At 68.8% G+C, this 22,191-nt stretch carries 19 protein-coding genes and 2 riboswitches; of the genes, 13 read left to right on the top strand and 6 right to left on the bottom strand.

Annotation, left to right across the window (positions count from 1 at the left end; genetic code table 11):
- Positions 1-7 precede the first annotated feature (7 nt).
- Together KW843_RS07905 and KW843_RS07900 are read left to right on the top strand one after the other, a co-directional pair.
- The gene (locus KW843_RS07905) at positions 8-889 is read left to right on the top strand and encodes a helix-turn-helix domain-containing protein (protein ID WP_218294599.1); all 882 of its coding nucleotides are present in this window, start codon (positions 8-10) and stop codon (positions 887-889) included.
- A 36-nt stretch (positions 890-925) separates the two neighbouring features.
- Positions 926-1,030, top strand: a riboswitch (TPP riboswitch).
- A gap of 72 nt (positions 1,031-1,102) precedes the next feature.
- The gene (locus tag KW843_RS07900) at positions 1,103-2,383 is read left to right on the top strand and encodes a cytosine permease (RefSeq protein ID WP_218294598.1); all 1,281 of its coding nucleotides are present in this window, start codon (positions 1,103-1,105) and stop codon (positions 2,381-2,383) included.
- A 68-nt stretch (positions 2,384-2,451) separates the two neighbouring features.
- Here the strand turns inward: KW843_RS07900 and thiD are convergent, their stop codons facing one another.
- The gene (gene thiD, locus KW843_RS07895; RefSeq protein ID WP_218294597.1) at positions 2,452-3,300 is read right to left on the bottom strand and encodes a bifunctional hydroxymethylpyrimidine kinase/phosphomethylpyrimidine kinase; all 849 of its coding nucleotides are present in this window, start codon (positions 3,298-3,300) and stop codon (positions 2,452-2,454) included.
- A gap of 68 nt (positions 3,301-3,368) precedes the next feature.
- Positions 3,369-3,532: riboswitch (TPP riboswitch) on the top strand.
- Between the two features lie 54 nt (positions 3,533-3,586).
- Here thiD and KW843_RS07890 point away from each other — a divergent pair.
- The 4 genes from KW843_RS07890 (at position 3,587) to thiE (ending at position 6,696) form a co-directional block, all read left to right on the top strand.
- Positions 3,587-4,711, top strand: coding sequence for an FAD-dependent oxidoreductase (locus KW843_RS07890; RefSeq protein WP_218294596.1), 1,125 nt, complete (start codon positions 3,587-3,589; stop codon positions 4,709-4,711).
- Entirely contained in the window at positions 4,708-4,905 is a 198-nt protein-coding gene (gene thiS / locus KW843_RS07885) for a sulfur carrier protein ThiS (RefSeq protein ID WP_057272784.1), read from the top strand. The genes KW843_RS07890 and thiS overlap by 4 nt, the downstream gene beginning before the upstream one ends.
- A gap of 83 nt (positions 4,906-4,988) precedes the next feature.
- The gene (locus tag KW843_RS07880) at positions 4,989-5,801 is read left to right on the top strand and encodes a thiazole synthase (protein WP_218294595.1); all 813 of its coding nucleotides are present in this window, start codon (positions 4,989-4,991) and stop codon (positions 5,799-5,801) included.
- A complete protein-coding gene (thiE, locus tag KW843_RS07875) occupies positions 5,794-6,696 on the top strand; it encodes a thiamine phosphate synthase (RefSeq protein WP_218294594.1) in 903 nt (300 codons plus the stop codon). The genes KW843_RS07880 and thiE overlap by 8 nt, the downstream gene beginning before the upstream one ends.
- A 39-nt stretch (positions 6,697-6,735) precedes the next feature.
- Here the strand turns inward: thiE and KW843_RS07870 are convergent, their stop codons facing one another.
- Entirely contained in the window at positions 6,736-8,937 is a 2,202-nt protein-coding gene (locus KW843_RS07870; protein WP_370628461.1) for a hypothetical protein, read from the bottom strand.
- Between the two features lie 72 nt (positions 8,938-9,009).
- Here KW843_RS07870 and KW843_RS07865 point away from each other — a divergent pair, with 72 nt between their 5' ends.
- The 5 genes from KW843_RS07865 to KW843_RS07845 all read left to right on the top strand — a co-directional run bounded on the left by KW843_RS07865 (position 9,010) and on the right by KW843_RS07845 (position 14,780).
- Entirely contained in the window at positions 9,010-10,530 is a 1,521-nt protein-coding gene (locus KW843_RS07865; protein ID WP_218294593.1) for a 3-hydroxyacyl-CoA dehydrogenase, read from the top strand.
- Positions 10,531-10,670: 140 nt separating this feature from the next.
- Entirely contained in the window at positions 10,671-11,450 is a 780-nt protein-coding gene (locus tag KW843_RS07860; protein WP_218294592.1) for an oxepin-CoA hydrolase, alternative type, read from the top strand.
- 193 nt (positions 11,451-11,643) lie between these two features.
- Entirely contained in the window at positions 11,644-12,363 is a 720-nt protein-coding gene (locus KW843_RS07855) for a Crp/Fnr family transcriptional regulator (protein WP_218294591.1), read from the top strand.
- A gap of 23 nt (positions 12,364-12,386) precedes the next feature.
- Complete coding sequence (locus KW843_RS07850; RefSeq protein ID WP_218294590.1) at positions 12,387-13,472, top strand: phosphotransferase; 1,086 nt, start codon at positions 12,387-12,389, stop codon at positions 13,470-13,472.
- Positions 13,473-13,505: 33 nt separating this feature from the next.
- Positions 13,506-14,780: an acyl-CoA dehydrogenase family protein gene (locus KW843_RS07845; RefSeq protein WP_218294589.1), complete on the top strand. Its 1,275-nt coding sequence runs from the start codon at positions 13,506-13,508 to the stop codon at positions 14,778-14,780.
- A gap of 241 nt (positions 14,781-15,021) precedes the next feature.
- Here KW843_RS07845 and KW843_RS07840 read toward each other — a convergent pair whose 3' ends face one another.
- Positions 15,022-15,753, bottom strand: a complete 732-nt coding sequence (locus tag KW843_RS07840; RefSeq protein ID WP_218294588.1) for a hypothetical protein — start codon at positions 15,751-15,753, stop codon at positions 15,022-15,024.
- A gap of 228 nt (positions 15,754-15,981) precedes the next feature.
- On the opposite strand from KW843_RS07840, the gene KW843_RS07835 reads away from it, so the two are divergent.
- The gene (locus tag KW843_RS07835; protein WP_218294587.1) at positions 15,982-16,623 is read left to right on the top strand and encodes a hypothetical protein; all 642 of its coding nucleotides are present in this window, start codon (positions 15,982-15,984) and stop codon (positions 16,621-16,623) included.
- A 77-nt stretch (positions 16,624-16,700) separates the two neighbouring features.
- Here KW843_RS07835 and KW843_RS07830 read toward each other — a convergent pair whose 3' ends face one another.
- The 3 genes from KW843_RS07830 to KW843_RS07820 all read right to left on the bottom strand — a co-directional run bounded on the left by KW843_RS07830 (position 16,701) and on the right by KW843_RS07820 (position 21,368).
- Positions 16,701-17,714 (bottom strand): asparaginase, encoded by a 1,014-nt coding sequence (locus KW843_RS07830; RefSeq protein WP_218294586.1) that lies wholly within the window; start codon positions 17,712-17,714, stop codon positions 16,701-16,703.
- Between the two features lie 23 nt (positions 17,715-17,737).
- Positions 17,738-20,320: a penicillin acylase family protein gene (locus KW843_RS07825; protein ID WP_218294585.1), complete on the bottom strand. Its 2,583-nt coding sequence runs from the start codon at positions 20,318-20,320 to the stop codon at positions 17,738-17,740.
- 118 nt (positions 20,321-20,438) lie between these two features.
- The gene (locus KW843_RS07820; protein ID WP_218294584.1) at positions 20,439-21,368 is read right to left on the bottom strand and encodes an adenylate/guanylate cyclase domain-containing protein; all 930 of its coding nucleotides are present in this window, start codon (positions 21,366-21,368) and stop codon (positions 20,439-20,441) included.
- Between the two features lie 347 nt (positions 21,369-21,715).
- Here KW843_RS07820 and KW843_RS07815 point away from each other — a divergent pair, with 347 nt between their 5' ends.
- Entirely contained in the window at positions 21,716-22,084 is a 369-nt protein-coding gene (locus KW843_RS07815) for a hypothetical protein (protein WP_255594638.1), read from the top strand.
- Positions 22,085-22,191: the final 107 nt, after the last annotated feature.

The raw sequence follows: 22,191 nt of genomic DNA, 5'->3' as shown, positions 1-22,191 counted from the left end.
CGCCAACGTGCTTTATCTGCGGCAAATCCAGGAGGGCATCGATTTCATCGAGGCCCATCTCGAATCCGACATCCAGCTTTCCGAGGTGGCGCGGGCCGCGGGGATGAGCCAGTGGCACTTCCAGCGGATCTTCAAGGCGCTGACCAACGAAACCCTGAAGACCTACATCCGCTCGCGCCGGTTCTCGCGGGCGCTGGAGCAGTTGACCAGCACGCGGCTGAGCGTGCTCGACATCGCACTGGCGTCCGGATACGAGACGCAGGAAAGCTTCACGCGCGCGTTTCGGGATTGCTTTCGGCTCACGCCGTCGCAGTACCGCAAGATGGGCAACCGCTCGCTGTTCGTGCGCAAGATCCGGTTTGACGAAAGCTACCTCGCGCACATTCACCACAACATCTCCCTGGCACCCGACATAAAGGAGCAGCCCGCCATGCAGCTGGTCGGGCTGCCCACGGACTACTACGGCATCGATTCCGAAAAGAACAACCTGGGCCAGAAGCTGCCGCCCCTGTGGGCGAAGTTCCTGCCCCGGCTGGGCGAGATTGCGAACACCGTGCCCGGGGTCTGCTATGGCGTCGTGGCACCGGCGGGGCCCCACACGGAAGCGCTGCGCTACCTGGCCTGCATCGAGGTGAAGGGCCCCGGCGCCTTGCCACCGGGCATGGTGGCCATGGAAATCCCCGCATCGACCTATGCGCGCTTCACCCACCGGGGCCCTGCGCAGAATGTCGATGCGACGGTGAACTACATCTACTCGAGCTGGCTGCTGTCGGCGGGCCCATCGCACACCCTGGGGCCGGATCTGGAAATCTACGGTGCCCAGTACCACCCGACGTCCGGCGACTCGGTGATGCACTACGCGATCCCCATCGCCCGCCCCGCGCCCTGAGCGCCCCACTACAATGGCCCCGCGTTCCTTCTGGAACGCCCACGCTAGGGGTGTCGGGACCGGGCCACCGGAACCGACTGAGAGAGTCCCTTTGAACCTGATTGAGATCATCCTCGCGCAGGGAAGCACGTCCGCCTCGGCACAGCCCAGAATGAAATGACTTTGGGGTGCGCTGGCGGGCCGCCCCTGCTCTGTACTGCCACGGAGCCTGCCATGTCCTCATCCCCCGCCGCGCCCGCCACCAACGAAGCGCTGGCCCCCGTCTCCCCCGACCGCCGCGTCTTCCAATGGCACGACCACGCCTCGCTCTGGTTCAGCCTGGGCGTGGGCCTGCTGGTCATGCAGGTGGGCGCCTACCTGATGCCCGCGCTGGGCACGCAAGAGGCGCTGATCGCCATCGTCTGCGGCTCCATCGTGGGCGCGGGCCTGCTGGGCTGGGTGGCCAAGCTGGGCTGCGACAGCGGCCTGGCCAGCGCCGGGCTGATGCATGCCGTCTATGGCCGCACGTTCGCCAGCCTGCCGATCGTCCTGAACATCGTGCAGCTGGTCGGCTGGGGCACGTTCGAGCTGGTGGTGATGCGCGACGCCACGGTGGCCATCGGCCAGCAGTCCGGCACCATGGCCGGCGCGCATTGGCCCGTGCTGGCCACGCTGCTGTGGGGCGGCGTGGTGATGCTGCTCATCAGCGGATCGATGGTGCAGCTGGTGCGCAAGGTGATCGCGCGCGTGGCGCTGCCGCTGGTGGTGCTGTCGCTGCTGTGGCTGTCGTGGCAGTTCCTGTCGCTGGCGCAGGCCCAGGGTTTTGAAGCGCTGTGGACGCGCAAGGGCGAAGGCGGCATGGGTGTGCTGCCCGCGCTGGACCTGGTGATCGCGATGCCCATCTCGTGGCTGCCGCTGGTGGCCGACTATGCGCGCCACGGCAAGAACGGCGGCTCCGCATTGCGCGGCACCTGGCTGGGCTATGCGCTGGCCAACATGTGGTGCTACACGCTCGGTGTGCTGGTAGCGTTGACCTTGCCGAGCAAGGACCTGGTGCAGGCCCTGCTGCTGGCCCAGGGCGGGCTGATCGCGCTGTCGCTGATCCTGATCGACGAGGTGGACAACGCCTATGGCGACACGTATTCGGGCGCGGTGTCGGCACACAGCCTGCTGCCGCGCTGGGGCGTACGCAAGTGGGGCCTGGCCATGGCTGCGGTGTGTACCGGCCTCGCGCTGGTGCTGCCCATGCACAGCCTGGAGCCATTTTTGCTGCTGCTCAGCTCGGTGTTCGTGCCGCTGTTTGGCGTGATCCTGGGGCGGCTGGCCTTTGGCGCCAACGCACCCGCGCTGCTCGCTGCGGCACGCCGGGTGAATGCGGCCCCGGTGGCGATCTGGCTGGTGGGGATTGCCGTCTACCATCTGGCCCCGCAGGTGGTGCCGGGCGCGGGCTCGGCGCTGCCGGCGCTGGCGTTCAGTTTTGTGCTGGCCTGGGCCACACGGCCACGGGTGCGTTGAATCGCTATTGAATTGTGAGCACCTAGCGCTTAATGGATAAGCGCCAGAGGCCAAAAACAATCAAACCTTTAAAGCACCAGCTGCGCCACGGGCGCATGGCCGTGGTTGAGCGGGCCATGGCCACGGCCGGTGGTCACATCGGCCCCTGCCGCGATGGCGCCCAGAATGTAGGCACGCGCGCGCTCCACCGCCTGCTGCAAGGGCAGGCCCCGCGCCAGGTGTGCCGCGATGGCCGATGACAGGGTGCAGCCCGTGCCATGCCCGTTGTGCGTGGCAATGCGTGCGGACTCCAGCCGCTGCCGCACGCCGCCGCGTGTGGCCAGGACATCCACCACCCAGTCTCCGGGCAGGTGGCCGCCCTTGAGCAGCGCCGCCGGGGCGCCCAGGGCCAGCAGCCCGTCCACCGCAGCTGCCAGCGCATCCACGCCCTCGATCGTGCGCCCCAGCAGCCAGCCGGCCTCGTCCAGGTTGGGGGTGATCACCTCGGCCAGCGGAAACAGCTCCTGCACCAGCACGTTCACGGTTTCCGCGGCGATGAGCCGGTCGCCGCTGGTGGCCACCATCACCGGGTCGAGCACCACGTGCGGCAGCTGGTAGGTGTGGATGGCATCGGCCACCACGCGCACCACTTCGGGCGAATGCAGCATGCCGATCTTGACCGCATCCACGCCAATGTCCTGCACCACGGCATCGATCTGGGCCTTGAGCATCTCGGGCGGAATGCCGTGGATGCCCGTCACGCCGCAGGTGTTCTGGGCCGTGATGGCGGTGATGGCCGTCATGCCGTAGCAGCCCAGGGCGCTGAAGGTCTTGAGGTCGGCCTGGATGCCCGCCCCGCCGCCGCTGTCGGAACCGGCGATGGAAAGCACGCGCACATAGCGGCGTGCTGCGGAGGTCGGGGGAATCAATGAAGTCATGGCAAAAATTATGGCCTATGCGTTAGCGCAAAAAGAGCTGCCACGGGTTGTGCTGTAATTGATTTTTCCGGACGAAACAGGGGTGTCCCGCGGTCGAGAACTGAACAGGTTCTTGGGTGCGCGACTGAGAAATACCCTGGGGCACCACAGAACACTGCGCACCGCGCGGCGCGTACTGGCCCCGCTACCCGATCCAGGTCATGCTGGCGTGGGGAGTTTCCAAGAGCGGCCCTGCCCCCGTTTTGTCCATGGTTGCCAGCCAACACACAGACAGACAGACGGACTTATGCCACTTCAACCCTCTTCTTTTGCCATTCTGGGCGCGGGCCTCATGGGCCGATTGCTGGCGGTGGAGCTGGCCCGCCAGGGGCACCGTGTGGACATCTATGACGCGGGCAGCCCGGCCGCCGAGCATTCGGCCGCGACCGTGGCCGCCGCCATGCTGGCGCCGCTGGCCGAATCGGCCATCACCGAGCCCGGCGTGGTGCGCATGGGCCACCATGCCCTCACCCGCTGGCCGCAGCTGCTGGCGGCGCTGGCCGAGCCCGTGTTCTTCCAGCAGGCCGGCACGCTCATTGTGTGGCACCGGCAGGACGCGGCCGAAGCCCAGCGGCTCACGCGCCAGCTGGAAGCCAACCAGCACACGGTGCCCGAGCTGCCCGCCCTGCAAAAGCTCGACGGCGCCGCGCTGGCCCAGGCGGAGCCCACCCTCGCGCAGCGCTTTGCGCAGGGGCTGTACCTGCCCGGTGAAGGCCAGCTCGACAACCGGCAGCTGCTGGCTGCCCTGGTGGTGGAAATGCAGCGGCTGTCCGTGCGCGCGCACTGGCACGCGCCCCGGTCGCCCGAGGCCTTTGCGCCCGGCGCCCCCGGCCAGCCCGACTGGGTACTGGACTGCCGCGGCCTCGGTGCCAGGGCCCAATGGCCCGCGTTGCGGGGTGTGCGGGGCGAGGTGGTGCGCATCCACGCACCGGATGTCACGCTGCAGCGCCCCACGCGGCTGGTGCACCCGCGCTACCCGATCTACATCGCGCCCAAACAAGACCATCTGTTCGTGATCGGCGCGACCGAGATCGAATCGGACGACGTCTCGCCCGCCAGCGTGCGATCGACGCTGGAGCTGCTCTCCGCCGCCTACGCCGTGCACCCCGGCTTCGCGGAAGGCCGCATCCTGGAGCTGGCCACGCAGTGCCGCCCCACGCTGCCCGACAACCTGCCCGCCATCCGCCAGCCGCGCCGGGGCGTGCTGGAGATCAATGGCCTGTACCGCCACGGCTTCATGATCGCGCCGGCGATGCTGGATGTGACGCTGGAAGTGCTGAACGCGGGACAATCGCAGCTTTCGCAACGTTTTGACCTCGCGCTGGACCTGAAACCCGCCTCCCAGTCCAGCGCGGCCGCTGCCTTCGCATGAACATCTCCATCAACCAGATCCCGCATGAACTGCCCGAAGGGGCCACCGTGGCCGATGCCGTGGCCGCCATCGCGGCACGCCCTCCGTTTGCGGTGGCCGTGAACACCCACTTTGTGCCCAACACCCGCTACGCCGCGCAGGCCCTGCAGCCCGGCGACCGCGTGGAAATCATCTCGCCCGTGACGGGGGGCTGACCCCCGGCCTTCTTTCTTGAGACAAATTGGCCCTTGGGGCTTATCCACAAAGCGCTAGCAGCTATTAAAAAGATAGTAAATTCATGACCACCTCGACGCCCCAAGACCCCCTGGTGCTGTACGGCCAACAGTTCGCCAGCCGCCTGCTGCTGGGCACCTCGCGCTACCCATCCCCTGCGGTGCTCGAAGCCGCCGTGTTGCGCGCGCAGCCCGCCATGGTCACCGCGTCATTGCGCCGCCAGGGCAGCAACCCGGCCGAAAGCGGCAGCAGCTTCTGGGAGCTGCTGCGCAAGCTCAACGTGCCCGTGCTGCCCAACACCGCCGGCTGCCACAGCGCGCAAGAGGCCATCACCACCGCGCAGATGGCGCGCGAGGTGTTCAACACACCGTGGATCAAGCTGGAGCTGATCGGCGACGACTACACGCTGCAGCCCGACACGCTGAACCTGGTGGGCGTGGCGGAACACCTCATCAAGGAAGGTTTTCAGGTGCTGCCGTACTGCACGGAAGACCTGGTGCTGTGCCAGCGGCTCGTCGATGTGGGCTGCCAGGCCGTCATGCCCTGGGCAGCGCCCATCGGCACCGGGCGTGGCCCCGTGAACCCCTATGCACTGCAGACGCTGCGCGAGCGCCTCGACGTGCCCATGCTCGTGGATGCGGGCCTGGGCCTGCCGTCGCATGCCTGCCAGGTGATGGAATGGGGCTATGACGGCGTGCTGCTGAACACCGCCGTGGCCCTGGCGCAGGACCCGGTGGCCATGGCGGGCGCGTTCGCCGACGCCGTGAATGCCGGGCGTGCCGCGCGCAAGGCCGGTGCCATGGCGGCGCAGGAGGCCGCCCAGCCCAGCACGCCCGTGCTCGGCACCCCCTTCTGGCACCACGAACAACATGCGTGACGACACCAGCGCCATGGTGCAGGCCCTTCTTGCGCACCACGCCCCCACCTTCGCGGGCTTTGGCGCCGAGCCTGTCCCGGAGCCCACGCGGCAGGAACCCGCCTACCTGGCAGCCCTGCAGGCCTGCAGCACGCTGGGCTTCATTGCCCACGACGCGGAATGCCTGGCCCAGGCCTGGATGGCGCAGAGCCTGCGCACGGGCGCCTTCCAGCCAGCCCAGTGGCCCGACGAGCCACAGGACTTTGGCCTGGTGCCCCGGCCGCGCGCCGATGCGTTCGCCCCCTGCCCGGAAAGGCTGGGCCTGTACGCCGTGCTGCCGGATGCCGGCTGGGTGGGCCGCATGGCCCGCGCGGGCGTGCCCACGGTGCAGCTGCGCTTCAAATCCGCCGACGAGCACGCGATTGCGCAGGAGGTCCACGCCGCCGTGCAGGCGGTCGAGGGCACGGGCGCCCTGCTGTTCATCAATGACCATTGGCGCGTGGCCATCCAGGCGGGCGCCTACGGCATCCACCTGGGCCAGGAAGACCTGGATGCACTGGCCCCCGACGAGCTTCGGGCGCTGCGCGCTTCGGGCCTGCGCCTGGGGGTCAGCACCCATGGCTACGCGGAAATGGTGCGCGCAGATGCCGTGGGGCCCAGCTACATTGCCATGGGTGCCGTGTTTCCCACCACCCTCAAGAAGATGGCCACCGCGCCACAGGGCGTGGGCCGGCTGGGTGCCTATGCGCGCCTGCTGCGCCACTACCCCCAGGTGGCCATTGGCGGCATCGGGGCGGAGCAGTTTGCCCAGGTGCGCGCCACGGGCGTGGGGTCCATCGCCGTCGTGCGGGCCATCGTCAATGCCTCCGACCCCGAAGCCACGGCCGCGCAGCTCATGCGCGGGATGGTGGAGTAAGGCCAGGCCCGCGGGGGCCGGAGGGCGAGCCGCCGCGGCCTAGCTGCGGTCGGCCTTCTTCTGCTCCAGCTCCAGCCGCAGCTCCACCAGGTCGTTGTCCATGCCGAAGCCCACCGCCTGGCCCGAGGACGGTGGTGCGGTCACGGGCACGGGCGGCAAATCGCTGAGCGTCAGGTGGGGCGGCTCCGAGAGATCGAGGTCCAGCGGCGCACCCCGGGTGTCAGCGTCGGGCATGGAAGGCGCGGTGGCCGCCAGTTCCTGCGGCGGCCATCCTGTGGCCGAAGGCATTTCGCCCAGATCGAACTCCAGGCTCGCGGACAGCGAATCCAGCGGCAGGCCGCCCCCCGCTGTGCTTGCCGGCGCCACGGGCGGCGCTGCCAGCACCTGCGCGTCGACACGCGGCTCGGCCAGTGGCGTGGTGCGCTTGCGGGGCGCCGGCGCGCCCCGGGCGCTTGCCGGGGTGGTCTGCGCGATGGCCAGCAGCAGCAGCAGGTCGTCGTAGGCCGCCAGATCAAACGGCTCCACCGACGCGGCGCCGTCCTGCCGGAACAGCAATTTCTCCAACAGCCCGAGCACGGACGGAGAGGTCCATTCGGCCTCGATCTCCGCCAGCGCATCGGTGTAGTGATAGAGCATGCGGCCGGTGCGGTGGAAGCCGGTAAATTCGGGTACCTGCGCATTGAACGAGCGCATGAACTGGGCGCGCAGTTGCGAGAACTCCTCCACCCGGCTCAGCGTGTGATAAAGCCGCAGAAGCTCCAGATACGCCAGGGGCGAGGTATCGCCCCGCTCGGCGATGTGCTTCTTGAGCACCTCGATGGCCTGCTGGTGCTCCCCCACCGAAATGAAGAACTCGGCCTGCTGCTGAATGTCGAAGAGCTCTTCGGGGCTGACGATGTGCAGCACGGGCTGGGGCGGTGCTGCAGCGGGGGGCGGGCTGGCCGGCAGCGGCGCGGGCGCACTCGGCACGGGGGCGGTGGCCACGAAGGCGGGCCCGGGCGCCGCGGTTGCGGTGGAAGCCACTGCCGCCGCTTCGGAAGCCGGGGATTCGCCGGATGACAGCCAGGCATCGCCCGGATGGGGCGCAAGGCCCAGGGCGGCTTCGTGCGCGGCCATTGCATCGCGCCCGCCCAGCGCCGCCACGGAATCGCGCCACGCGCGCACCGCCTTGTCGGAGGCGCTGCGCAAGCGCGTCCATGTCCACGCCGCGAGCAGCAATGCCAGCAACAGCAAGCCGCCCAGCACATACACCACCGTGGCCGGGAATCTGTCGTTCTCGGCCAGTTCCAGCTGCTGCTGCAACTGCGCCGCGCTGGCCCGGTCGCGGGCCGCCTGCGCACGCAGCGTGGCCACATCGTTCTCCAGCGCCTTGAGCCGGCCGCTGTCCTGGCGGGCATCATCCGGCTGGGCATTCAGCGCCTTCCACACGGCGGCGGCCTCGGTGCGCTGCGCGGAGGCTTGCTCCGAAGGAACGGCCAACAACCCGGGCGATGAACGCAATGCCACCGGCCGGTCCACCCAGATATCGAGCGGCTCGACCACGAGCCGGGCCTGGTCCGCCGGCCTTGCCACCTGCGCCGTGCCCTTGGCCGGGGGCAACGCGGCGCTGGCCGGGGGCCGTGCCGTGCCGCGCGCTGGCTGCCGTGCGGGCGCACTGCGGGAAACGGGCTCCGCCGCGCCGGCAGGAGGCGGTGCCGTGGCGGGCCGGATCGCGGAAGGCGATGGTGCAGAAGGTGCCGCCGCGGGTGCTGCCGGCCTGGCCGCTCGCTGGCCCGCCGCGCCCGGGGACGCACCGGGGGCTTCCGCGCCACCTTCGGGGAAAGAAGGCAGCCGCGCGACATCGATCGGCGCTGCCGACCGGGCCATCGTGACGGGAAGTTCCGCAAGAAAAGTGTAGGTGCGCGTGACCTTGCCCGTGCATCCCGCCGACAAGGTGACCAGCAACACAGGCTCATCCACCGCGATGGCCGCCTGCACCCGCACGGCCGGTGAACGCCCGCGCATGTCGGGCAGGGGCACGACACGCACCCTGGCATCGCCAACCGGCGTATCCCCCGCCTTCAGCTGCGCCGTCACACAGGAAGAGGCCACGTCCGTGCCTGGATCGGGCTGCACATCGAACGACAGATCCACCGGTGCACCCAACACCACCGTGCCTCTGCTGCCTCCCAGCGAAAGTGCCGAGGCGCCCGCAGCAACCACCCACAGACCGGTCCCAAAAATGGTGTTACGGATTTTCACAATAAATTCTGTTTTTGGCGCAGCCCATTCTTGCACATAAGTCCCACGCAACGCCACAGCCATAATGGCGCTATGAAAATTCAGTTTCCCAACATCGCAATCGTGGGCACCGGCGCCATGGGTCGGGGCATTGCACAGATCGCCGCGCAGGCCGGCAGCCAGGTTTTTCTGCTCGACGCAACCCCAGGCGCCGCCCAGGCCGCCCAGGCTGCGCTCCAAGACCAATGGAGCAAGCTGGTCGCCAAAGGGCGCATTGATGCCGATCAAGCCACGGCCCTCGCTGCGCGGCTGCACCCGGTGCAGGCAGTGGCCGATCTGGCCGCGTGTGACCTGGTGATCGAAGCCATCGTCGAGCGGCTGGATGTGAAGCAGAAGCTGTTTGCCGAACTGGAGTCCGTGGTGCGCAGCGATGCCGTGCTGGCCACCAACACCTCGTCCCTGTCCGTGACCGCGATTGGGGCGGCGCTCCAGCGCCCGCAGCGGCTGGCGGGTTTTCACTTCTTCAATCCGGTGCCGTTGATGAAGGTTGTCGAGGTCATCGCGGGCCTCAAGACCGACCCCGCGATTTGCACCGCCCTGGCGGCCTATGCCAAAGAGATGGGCCACACCCCCGTTCAGGCGCAGGACACCCCGGGTTTCATCGTGAACCACGCGGGGCGCGGCTTCGGCACGGAGGCCCTGCGCATCGTGGGCGAAGGCGTGGCCGACTTCGCCACCATCGACCGCATCCTGCGCGACCAGGTGGGTTTCAAGCTCGGCCCGTTCGAGCTGATGGACCTCACCGCGCTGGACGTGTCGCACCCGGTGATGGAATCCATCTACCGCCAGTACTACGACGAGCCGCGTTTTCGCCCCAGCGTGATCACCGCGCAGCGCCTGGCCGGCGGCGTGGTGGGCAAGAAGGTGGGAGAAGGTTTTTACCGCTACGTGGAGGGCGTGGCGCAAATCCCCGCAGAGGCACCGCCCCCGGTGGTGACCGACCTTCCCCCGGTATGGGTGTCGCCCCGCGCGGCACGGCGCGCCGAGCTGTACCAGCTGCTGAAGGACCTGGGCGCCACCATCGAAACCGGCCCATCGCCCTCGCCCCAGGCCATCACGCTCGTCGCGCCGCTGGGCTTTGACGTGACCACCGTCGCCGTGGTCGAGCGCCTGGACCCGGCCCGCACCATCGGCATCGACATGCTGATCGACGATGCCGCCACCAGGCGCCGCGTGCTGGCGACCAACCCGGCCACGCGCGTGGACATCCGCAACGCGGCGCATGCGCTGTTCGCCCGCGACGGCAAGGCGGTGAGCGTGATCCGCGACAGCGGCGGCTTCGTCACGCAGCGCGTGGTGGCCACCATCGTGAACATCGCCAGCGACATCTGCCAGCAAGGCATCTGCTCTCCCAAGGACCTGGAAACCGCCGTCACGCTGGGCCTGGGCTATCCGCTGGGGCCTTTGGCCATGGGCGACCGCTGGGGTCCCACCAACATCCTGGAAGTGCTGTTCAACATGCAGACCGTCTATGGCGACACCCGCTACCGCCCCAGCCCCTGGCTGCGCCGGCGCGGCGCGATCGGCCTGAGCCTCACGCATGTGGAGGAATGAATGAATGAATGAATGAAGGCTCCTTGCGGGGCGCGGCGGCCGCTGGCGCCGGCCGCGCGCACCGCACGGGCCCTGCTTCCAGACCGACTGCACACCCCCACGTGAACCGTCCGCAGCCCTTCACAAGGTAACCCACGCACATGCCCGCAGAACTCCAGAGCACCAGCCAGGGCCAGACCCTGATCCTGACCCTTCGCAATCCCGAACGGCGCAATGCCATCGACCCTGCGATGTACGCGGCGGGCGTGGAGGCGCTGGGCGTGGCCGAAAGCAGCCCCGACATCCGCAGCGTGGTCATCACGGGCGCGGACGGCATGTTCTGTTCGGGAGGCAACCTGCAGCGCCTGCTGGCCAACCGCCAGCAGGACCCGGAGGTGCAGGCCCAGAGCATCGAGGGGCTGCACAACTGGATCGAGACCATCCGCACCTATCCCAAGCCCGTGATCGCCGCGGTGGAGGGGGCCGCCGCCGGTGCCGGCTTCTCGCTGGCGCTGGCCTGCGACTTCATCGTGTCCGCGCGCAATGCCGTGTTCGTGATGGCCTACAGCAACGTGGCCCTGTCCCCGGACGGCGGCGCGAGCTGGAGCCTGGTGCATGCCCTGCCCCGCCAGGTGGCCACGGAGATCCTGATGTGTGGCGACCGCATTGGCGCCGAGCGCCTGCACGCGCTGGGCGTGGTCAACCGACTTGCCGAAACTGGGGGCGCACTCGATGCCGCGCTCGCCCTGGCCGAGCAGCTCAATGCGCGTGCGCCGAATGCGCTGGCCAGCATCAAGGAGCTGATCAATGAAGCACCCCATGCAAGCCTCACCCACCACCTGGGCCAGGAGCGCAGTCATTTCGTGACCAACCTGCACCATGCCAACGGCGGCGTGGGCATCACCGCGTTCCTTGAAAAGCGTGTGCCTCGCTACGAATAGCCCCGCACGCTGCCGGCGGTGACCGCACGCCGACGGCCACCACCATCCACGATGAAGCCCCTGGGATGCCGCCAAGCACCCAGGGGCTTTTGCATGGCGGGCCTGCTGCAGACACGCAGGTGACAACCCTGACGCTGCGCGAAGGTCCCTGACGCGACAATGGGCCTGTTTCCAGTCACACAAAAGACAGACCATGGACGACCCGATTCTTACTATCGAAGAACGTGAAGCGATCAACTCAGGTCGCTGGTTTTCTTCCCTCTCACCTTCACTACGCCACGACATCCTGCGATGTGCATACGTCAAACGCTTCAAGGACGGCGGCCTCATCGCCGCGCGCGGCGACCCGCCCGAGGAGTGGATTGCGTGCGCGCGCGGCGCGGTGCGGGTGAGCTCCACCTCCATCTCGGGCAAGCAGATCACGCTGACCTATGTGGAGCCGGGCATCTGGTTCGGCGACGTGGCGATCTTCGACGGGGACCGGCGCACGCACGATGCCTATGCGCACGGCGACACCACGATCCTGTGCGTGGCCAAGGCCGACTTCAGGAAGATCCTCGCGGCGCATACCGAGTTCTACGAAGCCATGCTGCGCCTGCATGCGCGGCGCATCCGCCAGCTCTACGGCCTGGTGGAAGACCTCAACACCCTGCCGCTGCGCGCGCGGCTGGCCAAGCAGCTCGTGCACCTGGTGCGCAGCTACGGCATTCCCAGCCTGTCGGACGGCAGCGAGATGCGTATCGGCCTGCAGCTGGCGCAGGAAGAACTGGCGCAGCTGCTGGGCGCATCGCGCCAGCGGGTGAACCAGGAGCTCAAGGCCATGGAGCGCGAGGACGCCATCCGCATCGAGCCGGGCGGCCTGGTGGTGCGCGATCGCGACGCCCTCATGCGCATTGCTGAAACCGACAACTGACTGACCGAACCCTCGCCCCGTCCATGAGCAACTTTGACCATTTCGTTGGCACCCGTCCCGTCTCCGACCAGCACGCGTTCGACATCGGCGCGCTGACAGCCTGGCTCACGCAGAACATGGAAGGCTTTGCCGGCCCCCTGACGGTGGAGATGTTCAAGGGTGGGCAGTCCAACCCCACCTACAAGCTCATCACCCCCGGCGCCCACTACGTGATGCGCTCCAAGCCCGGCCCCGTGGCCAGGCTGCTGCCATCGGCCCACGCCATCGAGCGCGAATTTGCGGTGATGAGCGGCCTGCATGGCACCGACGTGCCCGTGCCCCGCATGCACGTGCTGTGCGAGGACGAGTCGGTCATCGGCCGCGCCTTCTACGTGATGGAGTGCATGCAGGGCCGCGTGCTGTGGGACCAGTCGCTGCCCGGCATGTCGCCCGCCGAGCGCGGCGCCATCTACGACGAGATGAACCGCGTGATCTCTGCGCTGCACACCGTGAAGTTCGCCGACCGGGGCCTGGCCGGCTATGGCAAGCCGGGCAACTATTTCGACCGCCAGATCGGCCGCTGGAGCAAGCAGTACGTGGCCTCCATCACCCAGCCCATTCCCGAGATGGACAAGCTCATGGAATGGCTGCCCGCCCACATGCCGGCGAGCGCGCGCGATGAAGGCCACGTGTCCATCGTGCACGGCGACTACCGGCTGGACAACCTCATGTTCCACCCCACCGAGCCCCGCGTGATCGCCGTGCTCGACTGGGAGCTGTCCACCCTGGGCCACCCGCTGGCCGACTTCAGCTACCACTGCATGAGCTGGCACATCCCCGCCGCCATGGGTCGGGGCATCGCGGGACAGGACCTCGCGGCCCTGGGCATTCCCGGCGAAGACAGCTACATCCGCCGCTACTGCGAGCGCACCGGCATCGCCACGCCCGAGGCGCTGCGCGCCGACTGGAACTTCTACCTCGCCTACAACATGTTCCGCATCGCCGCCATCCTGCAGGGCATCGCCAAGCGGGTGGAGGCGGGCACCGCCTCCAGCGCGCAGGCCAAGGCCTCGGGCGACACGGCACGGCCGATGGCCGAGCTGGCCTGGTCGTTCGCGCAGCGGGGATGAGGCGCCCCACGATTACCAACGGAGAAGAAACCCATGGACTTTGACTACTCGCCCAAAACCAAGGAACTGCAGGCCAGGCTGCTCCAGTTCATGGATGACCACGTCTATCCGAACGAAGCCACCTACTCCGCCGAGCTGGCGGCCAACACGGCGGCGGGCAAGCGCTGGAGCGCGCTCAAGACCATCGAGGACCTCAAGCCCAAGGCCCAGGCGGCAGGCCTGTGGAACCTGTTCCTGCCGGTGGACAGCGCGGCGGCCTCCGGATACGACGGCGCGGGCCTGACCAACCAGGAATACGCCCCGCTGGCCGAGATCATGGGCCGCGTGCCATGGGCCAGCGAGGTGTTCAACTGCTCGGCGCCCGACACCGGCAACATGGAGACCATCGCGCGCTACGGCGATGACGCCAACAAGGCCCGCTGGCTCAAGCCGCTGCTCGAGGGCAAGATCCGCTCGGCCTTTGCCATGACCGAGCCGGCCGTGGCATCCAGCGACGCCACCAACATCGAAACGCGCATCGAGCGCCAGGGCGACGAATACGTCATCAACGGCCGCAAGTGGTGGATCTCCGGCGCGGCCGATCCACGCTGCGCGGTGTTCGTCACCATGGGCAAGACCGACCCCGATGCCCCCCGCCATTCGCAGCAGAGCATGGTGCTCGTGCCGGCGGACGCCAAGGGCATCACCGTCATTCGCCCGCTCAATGTGTTTGGCTACGACGACGCGCCCCATGGCCACGTCGAGATGACCTTCGAGAACGTGCGTGTGCCCGTCTCCAACATCCTGCTGGGCGAGGGCCGTGGCTTCGAGATCGCCCAGGGCCGCCTGGGCCCCGGGCGCATCCACCACTGCATGCGCCTCATCGGGCTGGCCGAGCGTGCGCTGGAGCTGATGTGCAAGCGCGCCTCGTCGCGCACGGCCTTCGGCAAGACCGTGGCCCAGCAGACCGTGACGCAGGAGCGCATCGCCGAGGCCCGCTGCAAGATCGACATGGCGCGCCTGCTCACGCTCAAGGCCGCCTGGCTCATGGACGTGGCCGGCAACAAGGTCGCCAAGACCGAGATCGCGATGATCAAGGTGGTGGCGCCCAGCATGGCCTGCCAGGTGATCGACTGGGCCATGCAGGTGCACGGCGGTGGCGGCATGTGCGATGACTTCCCGCTGGCCTATGCCTATGCCAATGCGCGCACGCTGCGCTTTGCCGACGGCCCCGACGAGGTGCACCGCAACGCGATCGCCAAGTGGGAGCTGGGCAAGTACGGCACCTACGGCCGCGACGCGGGCGTACCCATCACGCGCGGAGGATGAAGCTCCGCCAGAGGCGACCGCTCTTTGCTGCCGTCCCAGCGTGCGCAGGCATGCGGGGAGCCGTGGCACTCAGCCCCTCGCTCGCGTAGCACGCGGGAGGGGGACACACCCGGTGGCCTGGCGACACCAGCTCCACGGTGCACTCGCCTGGAGCGCGCCAGTTTTGCGGGGGGGGGGTGCATGCCGCACCATGAACAACGGGGCCACTGGCCCCGTTTTCGTTTGGCGGGCGCTTGCAACACTACCCGGCAATGCCCGGCTCGTCGTCCGGCCCTGCCACCGACATGGGCGGCAGGTTCTGCAGCGCGGCCTGCCCCGCCACCAGCAGCAGCTGCTTGGCATGCGCGATCTCGGCCAGGCTGCGCTGCGTGTGTTCCATGCGCAGATAGACGCGGCCCCGCGCCAGCATCAGCACCAGCGGCGATTTCGCCCGCTCGGCGCCGCCCTCGCCTTCCACCGCGTTGAGCAGCTGCGAGACCACGGGCGCATGGATCCAGCGCTGGGCCAGCTCGATGCGCTCGGACACCACGGTGAAATGCTCGCGGAACGACGCGGGCAGGCCGGGCCAGGACATTTCCTCGTACATCGAAAGCCAGCGCATTTCCTCGGGCAGGCTGCTGCTCACGGCGGTCTGCAATGTGTCCGTGATGGCGTCGTAGGCGGTGCCCTCCAGCACCTCCTGCAAGGGCCGGTTGATCACCATCACCGCGGCATCCGGGTCGGCGCCCACGTCGGCGCGGCCGCGCAGCTCCAGGCCCTGCAGATATTCGCGCGTGGGCGCGCCGCATTCCAGCCGCCAGGGGTGGCCGTGGATATCGCCGCCCAGGTCGAAATGCCCGTCGGTCGCATGCGCCACGATCGCCAGCCGCTGGCCGGCCGCCCAGCGGGATACGTCGCGGTTGGTCACCGGCCGGCCCGGGGTGGACGCGGAACTGCCGGATGCGCTGAATGCTTTGCGGAGGCGGTCGAACATTGCAGGGACGAAGCAGGAGCTTCGCAAGAGTCGCGGGTGCAGGCATTATTGAGGGCATTGGCGGGGGAAGGAAGCCCCCTGGCGGAAGCACCCTGAGCCGCCCGATGGCGCCTTCCCCCGACGGGGACGCACCCGGTGGACTGGCGAAGCCAGATCCACGGGTGCACGGGCCTCCAGCGCGCCAGTGTCGGCGGCGGTGCGTATGAGCACGCTTTTTTGGATGAAGACATGTTTTTTGTGACTGCGAACCGCCGGTTCGCGCTGACCGCCCTGGCTGCTTCTTGTGTGCTGGCCACCCTGCCCGTCGGCGCTGCGGAATTGCCCAAGGATGCCTCGCCCACGGCGCGCCGGTTGGTGCGCTGGGCCACCGACACCGCCGACCACCAGGGCCTGCCTTTTGCCGTGATCGACAAGCCCGCCGCCCGCATCCATGTGTTCTCGGCCCGGGGGCAATGGCTGGGCAGCGCGCCAGTGCTGCTGGGTGCGGCGCTGGGCGACCGGTCCGCCCCCGACATCGGCCAGCGGCCGCTGTCGCAGATCCGCCCCGAAGAGCGCACCACGCCCGCGGGCCGCTTCGTCACCGAGCCCGGGCGCAACCTCAAGGGCGACGACATCGTCTGGATCGACTACGACGCCGCCGTGTCGCTGCACCGGGTGCGCAGCGTGAGCGCCGCCGAGCGCCGCCACCAGCGCCTGGCCAGCCAGGGCGCGCAGGACAAGCGCATCAGCTACGGCTGCGTGAATGCGCCCGAGGCGTTCTACAACCAGTTCATCGCGCCGCTTTTCGGCCAGTCGCGCGGCGTGATCTATGTGCTGCCGGATACGGAGCCATTTGCTACTATTTTTGTAGCTGCCAGCGTTTACCAGTAGTGTGCTGGAGGCACTTTTTATCACAACCCGTTGAACAGGCGCCGCGCGGAGGCCCGGCTTTGCCCCGTGCCCGGTCTTCAGCCGCCGGCCGGCTCCAGCCTGAACACCGCCTTCCGCTCGCCCACCTGCAGCCCCTTGGCGTTGGCGATGCGCGCGGACCGGCGCGGGGCCAGCGCTTCGCGCTGGCGGGTGTCGAGCCAGCCGAGCTGGTCCATCACCTCCACCGCCGCCGCCACCTGCGCCACCATGTTGCCGTCCATGACCTTGAGCGCGAAGGCTTCGCCCCGGCTGCGGCTGCCCACCACCTGCACGCCGTCGGCCCCGGTCTTGGACACCCAGTCGCCCTGCCCTGCGCGCATGAAGTCCAGGTCGTGCCGTCCGGTGCCCGAGCCCAGCTCGGGCCGCGCGACCATGGCATCGGCCAGCGCGGTCAGGCTCTCGTGCAGGTCGGTATCCGGCGCGCCGCCCGCCAGCCGCGCATAGCCCCGCGCCAGGTGTGCCAGGGGCATGGCGTAGTTGGGGGCGGAGCAGCCGTCGATGCCCATGGCCAGCTGATGGGGTGCGAGCCCCACTGCCTTCGCGACATGCTCCCGGATCGCCACCTGCAGCGGATGGGCCGGGTCCAGGTGGCCGTCCAGCGGCAACCCCTGTCGCACGCAGTGCGCGACAAAACCGGCGTGTTTGCCGCTGCAGTTGTTGTGGCGCTCGTCGGGCACAAAACCTTCGGGCAACGGGCCGAGCCCCAGCTCGGCAAACAGAGGCCGGTGGCAGCCGCAGCGCAGCGCGCGGTGGTCCTGGTCCACGCTGCCCAGCATGCGGTCCACCTGCTCCACATGCATGGGTTCGCCGTTGTGGCTGGCGCACAGCAGCGCCAGCTCGCCCGGCCCCCAGCCAAGCGCCCGTGCGCCGCCCGCCTGCATGAAGGGCAGCGCCTGGAACGCCTTGATGGTGGAGCGCGTGAAGGTGACCGTGTACGGGTCGCCCACCCGCGCCAGCACCCGGCCTTCGCGGTGGGCCACGGCCACGGCGCCCCAGTGCTGGCACTCGGGCAGGCCGCCCCGGGTGACTTCGATCAACGGAACAAAACCCATGGCGTGGCTCCTCGCGGCGCGCGTCACTGCGCGGGGGTTGCGGGGGTCAGCGTCAGCGCGTGCACCCAGCGCGCGGGCTGGCGCTGCAGCGCGCGGTAGCCGGTCTCGGCCCACGTGGTGCTCATGTCGCGGTAGCGCGGCGAGAACACGAGGCCGCTCTGGCCCGTCTGGTAGATGAAGCGCGACTGCTCCAGGTCGGCCAGGTCATACACCGCGCGCAGCGAGGCCGCATGGCGGTTCACATACGGGCCCGTGGCCTCGCCCGCGTTGTACTGCCCCACGTTCACGGTGTACGCATCGCCATGCGAAGGCACGCTCACATCGAAGAAACGCGCCAGCGCGGGCACGTTGCCAAAGGGCCGGTGCACGCTGAGCGCGGGGTGCGCCGTGCCCCAGCGCCACCGGGCCGGGTCCGCCCCATAGGCTGCCTGCAGGCGGTCGAGCGCGCGGCCCAGGGCAGCGGCAGATTGCCCGGCACACGATGCGGGCTGGCACCACCAAGTGTCGTTGCGCTCCAGGATGCCTTCGAGCGCCGCGCGGTAGTCGCGCTTGCCATAGGTTGCGGTGAAGCGGTCTTCACCGATGCGCGGAATGATGAGGCCGCGCGCGAGTTCGTCCGTCCAGGCCACGAAGATCAGCGGCGCGGCCTTGCCCGCGTCCATCACGCCGTCAAAGCCTTGCAGCTCTTTCTGGGCGGCGGCCGCCAGCGCGTGTGCGGACTGCGCCTGTTGCAGGTGGGGCAGCAGGCGGCGCGTGGCCAGCGAGGTCACATCGCGGTGGATGGCCTGCATGCTGGCCGCGTCGTGTTTTTCGGTGGCCTCGATGAGCTGCGCGATGCGCTCGTAGCGGTAGGGCAAGGCCCAGTCCTGCGTGAGGAAGTGCGGGTAGTCCGGCGCCGTCACGCGCTGGTTGGCCGTGGCGATCCAGCCCCTGGCGCCTTGGGCGCCATCTGCGCTGCCTTTGCCATCGTCCTGCGGGGTTTGTTCGTAGGGCAGCCAGCCCTTCCAGTCGTAGCGCGCATCCCAGCCGGGGGACGGGGCCACGCCGCGGATGTCGTTGGCGGCATCGCGCAGCGGCACGCGCCCCGCCGCCTTGAAGCGGATGTGGCCCTGGTCGTCGGCGGCCACCACGCTCTGCATGGGCGAGTGGTAGTGCGCCAGCCCCTCGAAGAGTTCGTCCACGCTCTTGGCCTGGTTGGTCTTCAAGCCCGCCAGCACGGTCTGGTTGTCAGCGTCCAGCGCGCTCCAGCGCAGCGAGAGCACGTACTTGCCCAGGTCCAGCACCTCGGCGTGCGACTTCTGCACGTCGCTCAGCACCGGCCCATGGCGGGTGCTGCGCAGCGCCAGCTGCACGTCGGCCCCGCCCTTGACGCGGATGGTTTCGCTGCGCACCGTGAAGGGCGCCCAGCCTTCTGGCGTGCGGTACTGCGCCGCATCGGCCGGGTTGATCTGCTCCAGGTACAGGTCCTGCACGTCCGGCCCCGTGTTGGTGAAGCCCCAGGCCACGCGGTCGGTGCGCCCCAGCACCACGAATGGCAGGCCGGGCAAGGTGGCCCCCACGGCATCGATGGCGGCGATGGGCGTGCCGTCCGACGCGGTGCCGGCGGGCGCCTGCATGCCGGCGAAGTACCAGATGGCCGGGGCCGACAGCCCCAGGTGCGGGTCGTTGGCCAGCAGCGGCTTGCCGCTGACGGTGCGGGTTCCCGCCAGCACCCAGTTGTTGCTGCCCTTGCCTTCATTGGTGCCCGCGTTGCGCGTCAACTCATCGGCCCAGGCCAGCATGCCGGCGCTGATCTGCCGCGACAGCAGGCCTTCGTCCTTGCGGCTGGCTGCCCCGCTGGCCGCCGCCAGCCCGTCGGCACCGCCCGGCCCGGCCGCCGTGGAGCCCGCGCCAGCCGCGCGGTACACCCCAAGCTGCCGGTACAGCGCGGCGAGGTCGGCCGATGCGGCCGGCTTCTCGCCCGGATAGGGTGGCATCAATTGCCACAGGCGGTCGGTGTCCAGCGTCCGCGCGACCGACAGGCGCGCGAATTCCGTTCCCCAGTTGCCGCCCAGGTCCAGCGCCATCATCAGCGCCCAGCCCACGCTGTCCTCGGGCTCCCACACCGCGCCCGCCGCGCCGCCGGGCTGGACGCCGAGCACATGGAATTCGGGGGGCAGGGCCTGGGGCCGTTTCAGGTGGAACGCGTGGATGCCCTTGCTGTAGGCCTGCAAGGCCTCCTTGGCATAGGGCGGCAGGCCTGCGTACTGGCGCCGGGCCGCGCCCATGATGTCCAGAGCGCGCATCAGCTTGTCGGTTTCGAGCGTCGCGGGGCCGAAGACCTCCGACAGCTGGCCATGCATGACCCGGCGGTTGAACTCCAGCTGCCAGGTGCGCTCCTGCGCGTGCACATACCCCATCGCGAACCAGGCGTCCTGCGGCGTGCGCGCCTGGATGTGGGCCACGTCGGCCCCATCGCGCCGCACCTGCACCGCGCTGCCCAGCCCCGCCACGCCCAGTTCGCCGTCGAGTTTCGCAAAGCTCCGCTGCACATACACCGCCGCGCCCGCGCCTGCCAGCAGCGCCGCCGCCACCAGCCCCAGGGCCGTCCGCTTCATCCATGCCATCTTTGTTGTCTCCTGTTGTTGGGTGTGTCGTGTGTCCGTATCGCCCGGGCCGCGACCGGCCCGAAGGAGGTGCCCGGCGCCCGGGCAGCCCCATGGCGGAAGTCCCTCGCGCAGCCCGTCAGCGCAGGCGCACGCTGCCTCCGGCGACGTGGAAGCTCATGGTCGGCGCACTGGGCTCCGTGAAGGAAACGCCCAGCGCGATGTGCCCGGTGCCATGCAGGATGCAGGCATCGCGCCGCAGCCGCACGGGCGAATCGCTGCCCTCGAACCGCACCCAGGTTCCAAAGCTGCTCATGTCCGTCAGGACGAAGCCGCTGTTGCGCCAGTCGATGCGCGCATGCAGGCGCGAGACGCGCGGATCGTCGACGCACAGCTGGGCGTGCAGCGCCCGCCCCACCAGGACGGGGGCGTCGGACGAGGTGAAGGTGCGGTCCACGCCATGCCACGAGAACTGGATGTGCCCCAGGATCGAGTCTGCCGGCGCAAAGTTGCTGACAAGGGAAGCCTGCATGGTGAGGGAGTCGGGCGCCTCGTCCTCGCGCCACTCCACGTGGTAGAGCATCAGCAGCTCGGCCTTGCCGCGAATGTCCATCATGCCCAGCTTGCGGTACCAGACATCCGGCGCGGCCCCCGCCAGCAGCACGGTGGTCTCGGTGGCCCAGATCTCGGCCGGGCCGGCCCGCTCGCACAGCCGGGAGGCGACGTTGACGGCATCGCCATAGCAGTCGCCATCCACATCCACCACTTCGCCGCTGGCCACGCCAACGCGCACTTCCATGCGCAAGGGCTGGGGCCAGCGCTCCTGGCGGGCCTTGTGCTCGCGCAGCATGGCCGCCATGGCGGATACGGCGCTGGCGGCATCGCCAAAAACGCCCAGCACCCCGTCGCCCAGCTTCTTGACCACCCGCCCCCCGTGCGTCTGGATGGTGTCGCTGATCCATTGCGTCACCTGGGTCACCGCCTCGGTGGCGCGCTCATTACCCAGCGCTTCATACAAGGCGGTGCTGCCCGAGATGTCCGCAAAGACCATCGTCGACAGCACGCTCATGGACACCGGCCTATTGGTAACATCATGTGAATCAGTTTAGTGCAAGCGCCCTGGCGGCGCACCCATGAAAGCGTCAAGAATCGTTGCCCGGCGCCGCCAGGCGTCCGATGGTGCCACCCGGGACCTGACGGCGCCGCGGGGGTGCCCCAGGCAAAGTGAATTTCGTGGGCCCGGCGGTACATGGCGGCGGTTGCCACCCGCGATTTGCCGCCCATCCCAAAAAAATCAACAAACACGTAAAAGTTCGCAACAAACAAGGTGCGTCTGTTGTCTTTACGCAAAAACAGTAGCGCGCCCCTTGCGTGGCGCCTCGCTCCCGCTTAATTTGGCCGACCCTGTTACAAAAAATGCGTCCGCTTCCCTCCATGCGCTGGAACAAGCCCAATCTCCGCAACAATCTTCACGACCTTCTGGGCCGTGATAAGCCGTCATCGACGGCCTGGGTGCGCGACCACGGGCTGGAGGAGGTACGCCGGGCCATGCTGCAAAGCCTGGCGGGCATGAGCGGTTGCGAGGTGGCGCGCATGAACATGCGCCTGCGCTACGCCGGCGACATCGAAGCGTTGTGGTACCTGCGCACCGATCTCTTCAGTACGCTCGTGCCCTTGCGCGGCGAAACCGGGGCGCGGGGCGTGATCGACCAGGTCACTCCCCTGTTCCAGGGCCAGTTGCCACGTGCACTGCGCCCGGCCCAGCCCCCTCCCGGCAACGCCTGACCCGAGCCCCAGCCCAGGCGGACACCCGCCGCTGCGGGTGCCATGCCGCCCGGCATCCCCTGGACCCAGCGGGCAGGAATCCAGAGGCAGGCGATTGAAGGCAGCAC

It is taken from the genome of Acidovorax sp. sif1233 (assembly GCF_019218755.1).
GTDB lineage: Bacteria > Pseudomonadota > Gammaproteobacteria > Burkholderiales > Burkholderiaceae_C > Acidovorax.
This window is presented reverse-complemented; position numbering and strand designations above follow the sequence as displayed.

Bases quoted from the DNA above. Each gene is read 5' to 3' on its own strand.
- KW843_RS07900 (WP_218294598.1), top strand. From the start codon at position 1,103: ATGTCCTCATCCCCCGCCGCGCCCGCCACCAACGAAGCGCTGGCCCCC.
- thiD (WP_218294597.1), bottom strand. From the start codon at position 3,300: ATGACTTCATTGATTCCCCCGACCTCCGCAGCACGCCGCTATGTGCGC.
- KW843_RS07890 (WP_218294596.1), top strand. From the start codon at position 3,587: ATGCCACTTCAACCCTCTTCTTTTGCCATTCTGGGCGCGGGCCTCATG.
- thiS (WP_057272784.1), top strand. From the start codon at position 4,708: ATGAACATCTCCATCAACCAGATCCCGCATGAACTGCCCGAAGGGGCC.
- KW843_RS07880 (WP_218294595.1), top strand. From the start codon at position 4,989: ATGACCACCTCGACGCCCCAAGACCCCCTGGTGCTGTACGGCCAACAG.
- thiE (WP_218294594.1), top strand. From the start codon at position 5,794: ATGCGTGACGACACCAGCGCCATGGTGCAGGCCCTTCTTGCGCACCAC.
- KW843_RS07865 (WP_218294593.1), top strand. From the start codon at position 9,010: ATGAAAATTCAGTTTCCCAACATCGCAATCGTGGGCACCGGCGCCATG.
- KW843_RS07860 (WP_218294592.1), top strand. From the start codon at position 10,671: ATGCCCGCAGAACTCCAGAGCACCAGCCAGGGCCAGACCCTGATCCTG.
- KW843_RS07855 (WP_218294591.1), top strand. From the start codon at position 11,644: ATGGACGACCCGATTCTTACTATCGAAGAACGTGAAGCGATCAACTCA.
- KW843_RS07850 (WP_218294590.1), top strand. From the start codon at position 12,387: ATGAGCAACTTTGACCATTTCGTTGGCACCCGTCCCGTCTCCGACCAG.
- KW843_RS07845 (WP_218294589.1), top strand. From the start codon at position 13,506: ATGGACTTTGACTACTCGCCCAAAACCAAGGAACTGCAGGCCAGGCTG.
- KW843_RS07840 (WP_218294588.1), bottom strand. From the start codon at position 15,753: ATGTTCGACCGCCTCCGCAAAGCATTCAGCGCATCCGGCAGTTCCGCG.
- KW843_RS07835 (WP_218294587.1), top strand. From the start codon at position 15,982: ATGTTTTTTGTGACTGCGAACCGCCGGTTCGCGCTGACCGCCCTGGCT.
- KW843_RS07830 (WP_218294586.1), bottom strand. From the start codon at position 17,714: ATGGGTTTTGTTCCGTTGATCGAAGTCACCCGGGGCGGCCTGCCCGAG.
- KW843_RS07825 (WP_218294585.1), bottom strand. From the start codon at position 20,320: ATGGCATGGATGAAGCGGACGGCCCTGGGGCTGGTGGCGGCGGCGCTG.
- KW843_RS07820 (WP_218294584.1), bottom strand. From the start codon at position 21,368: ATGAGCGTGCTGTCGACGATGGTCTTTGCGGACATCTCGGGCAGCACC.
- KW843_RS07815 (WP_255594638.1), top strand. From the start codon at position 21,716: ATGCGTCCGCTTCCCTCCATGCGCTGGAACAAGCCCAATCTCCGCAAC.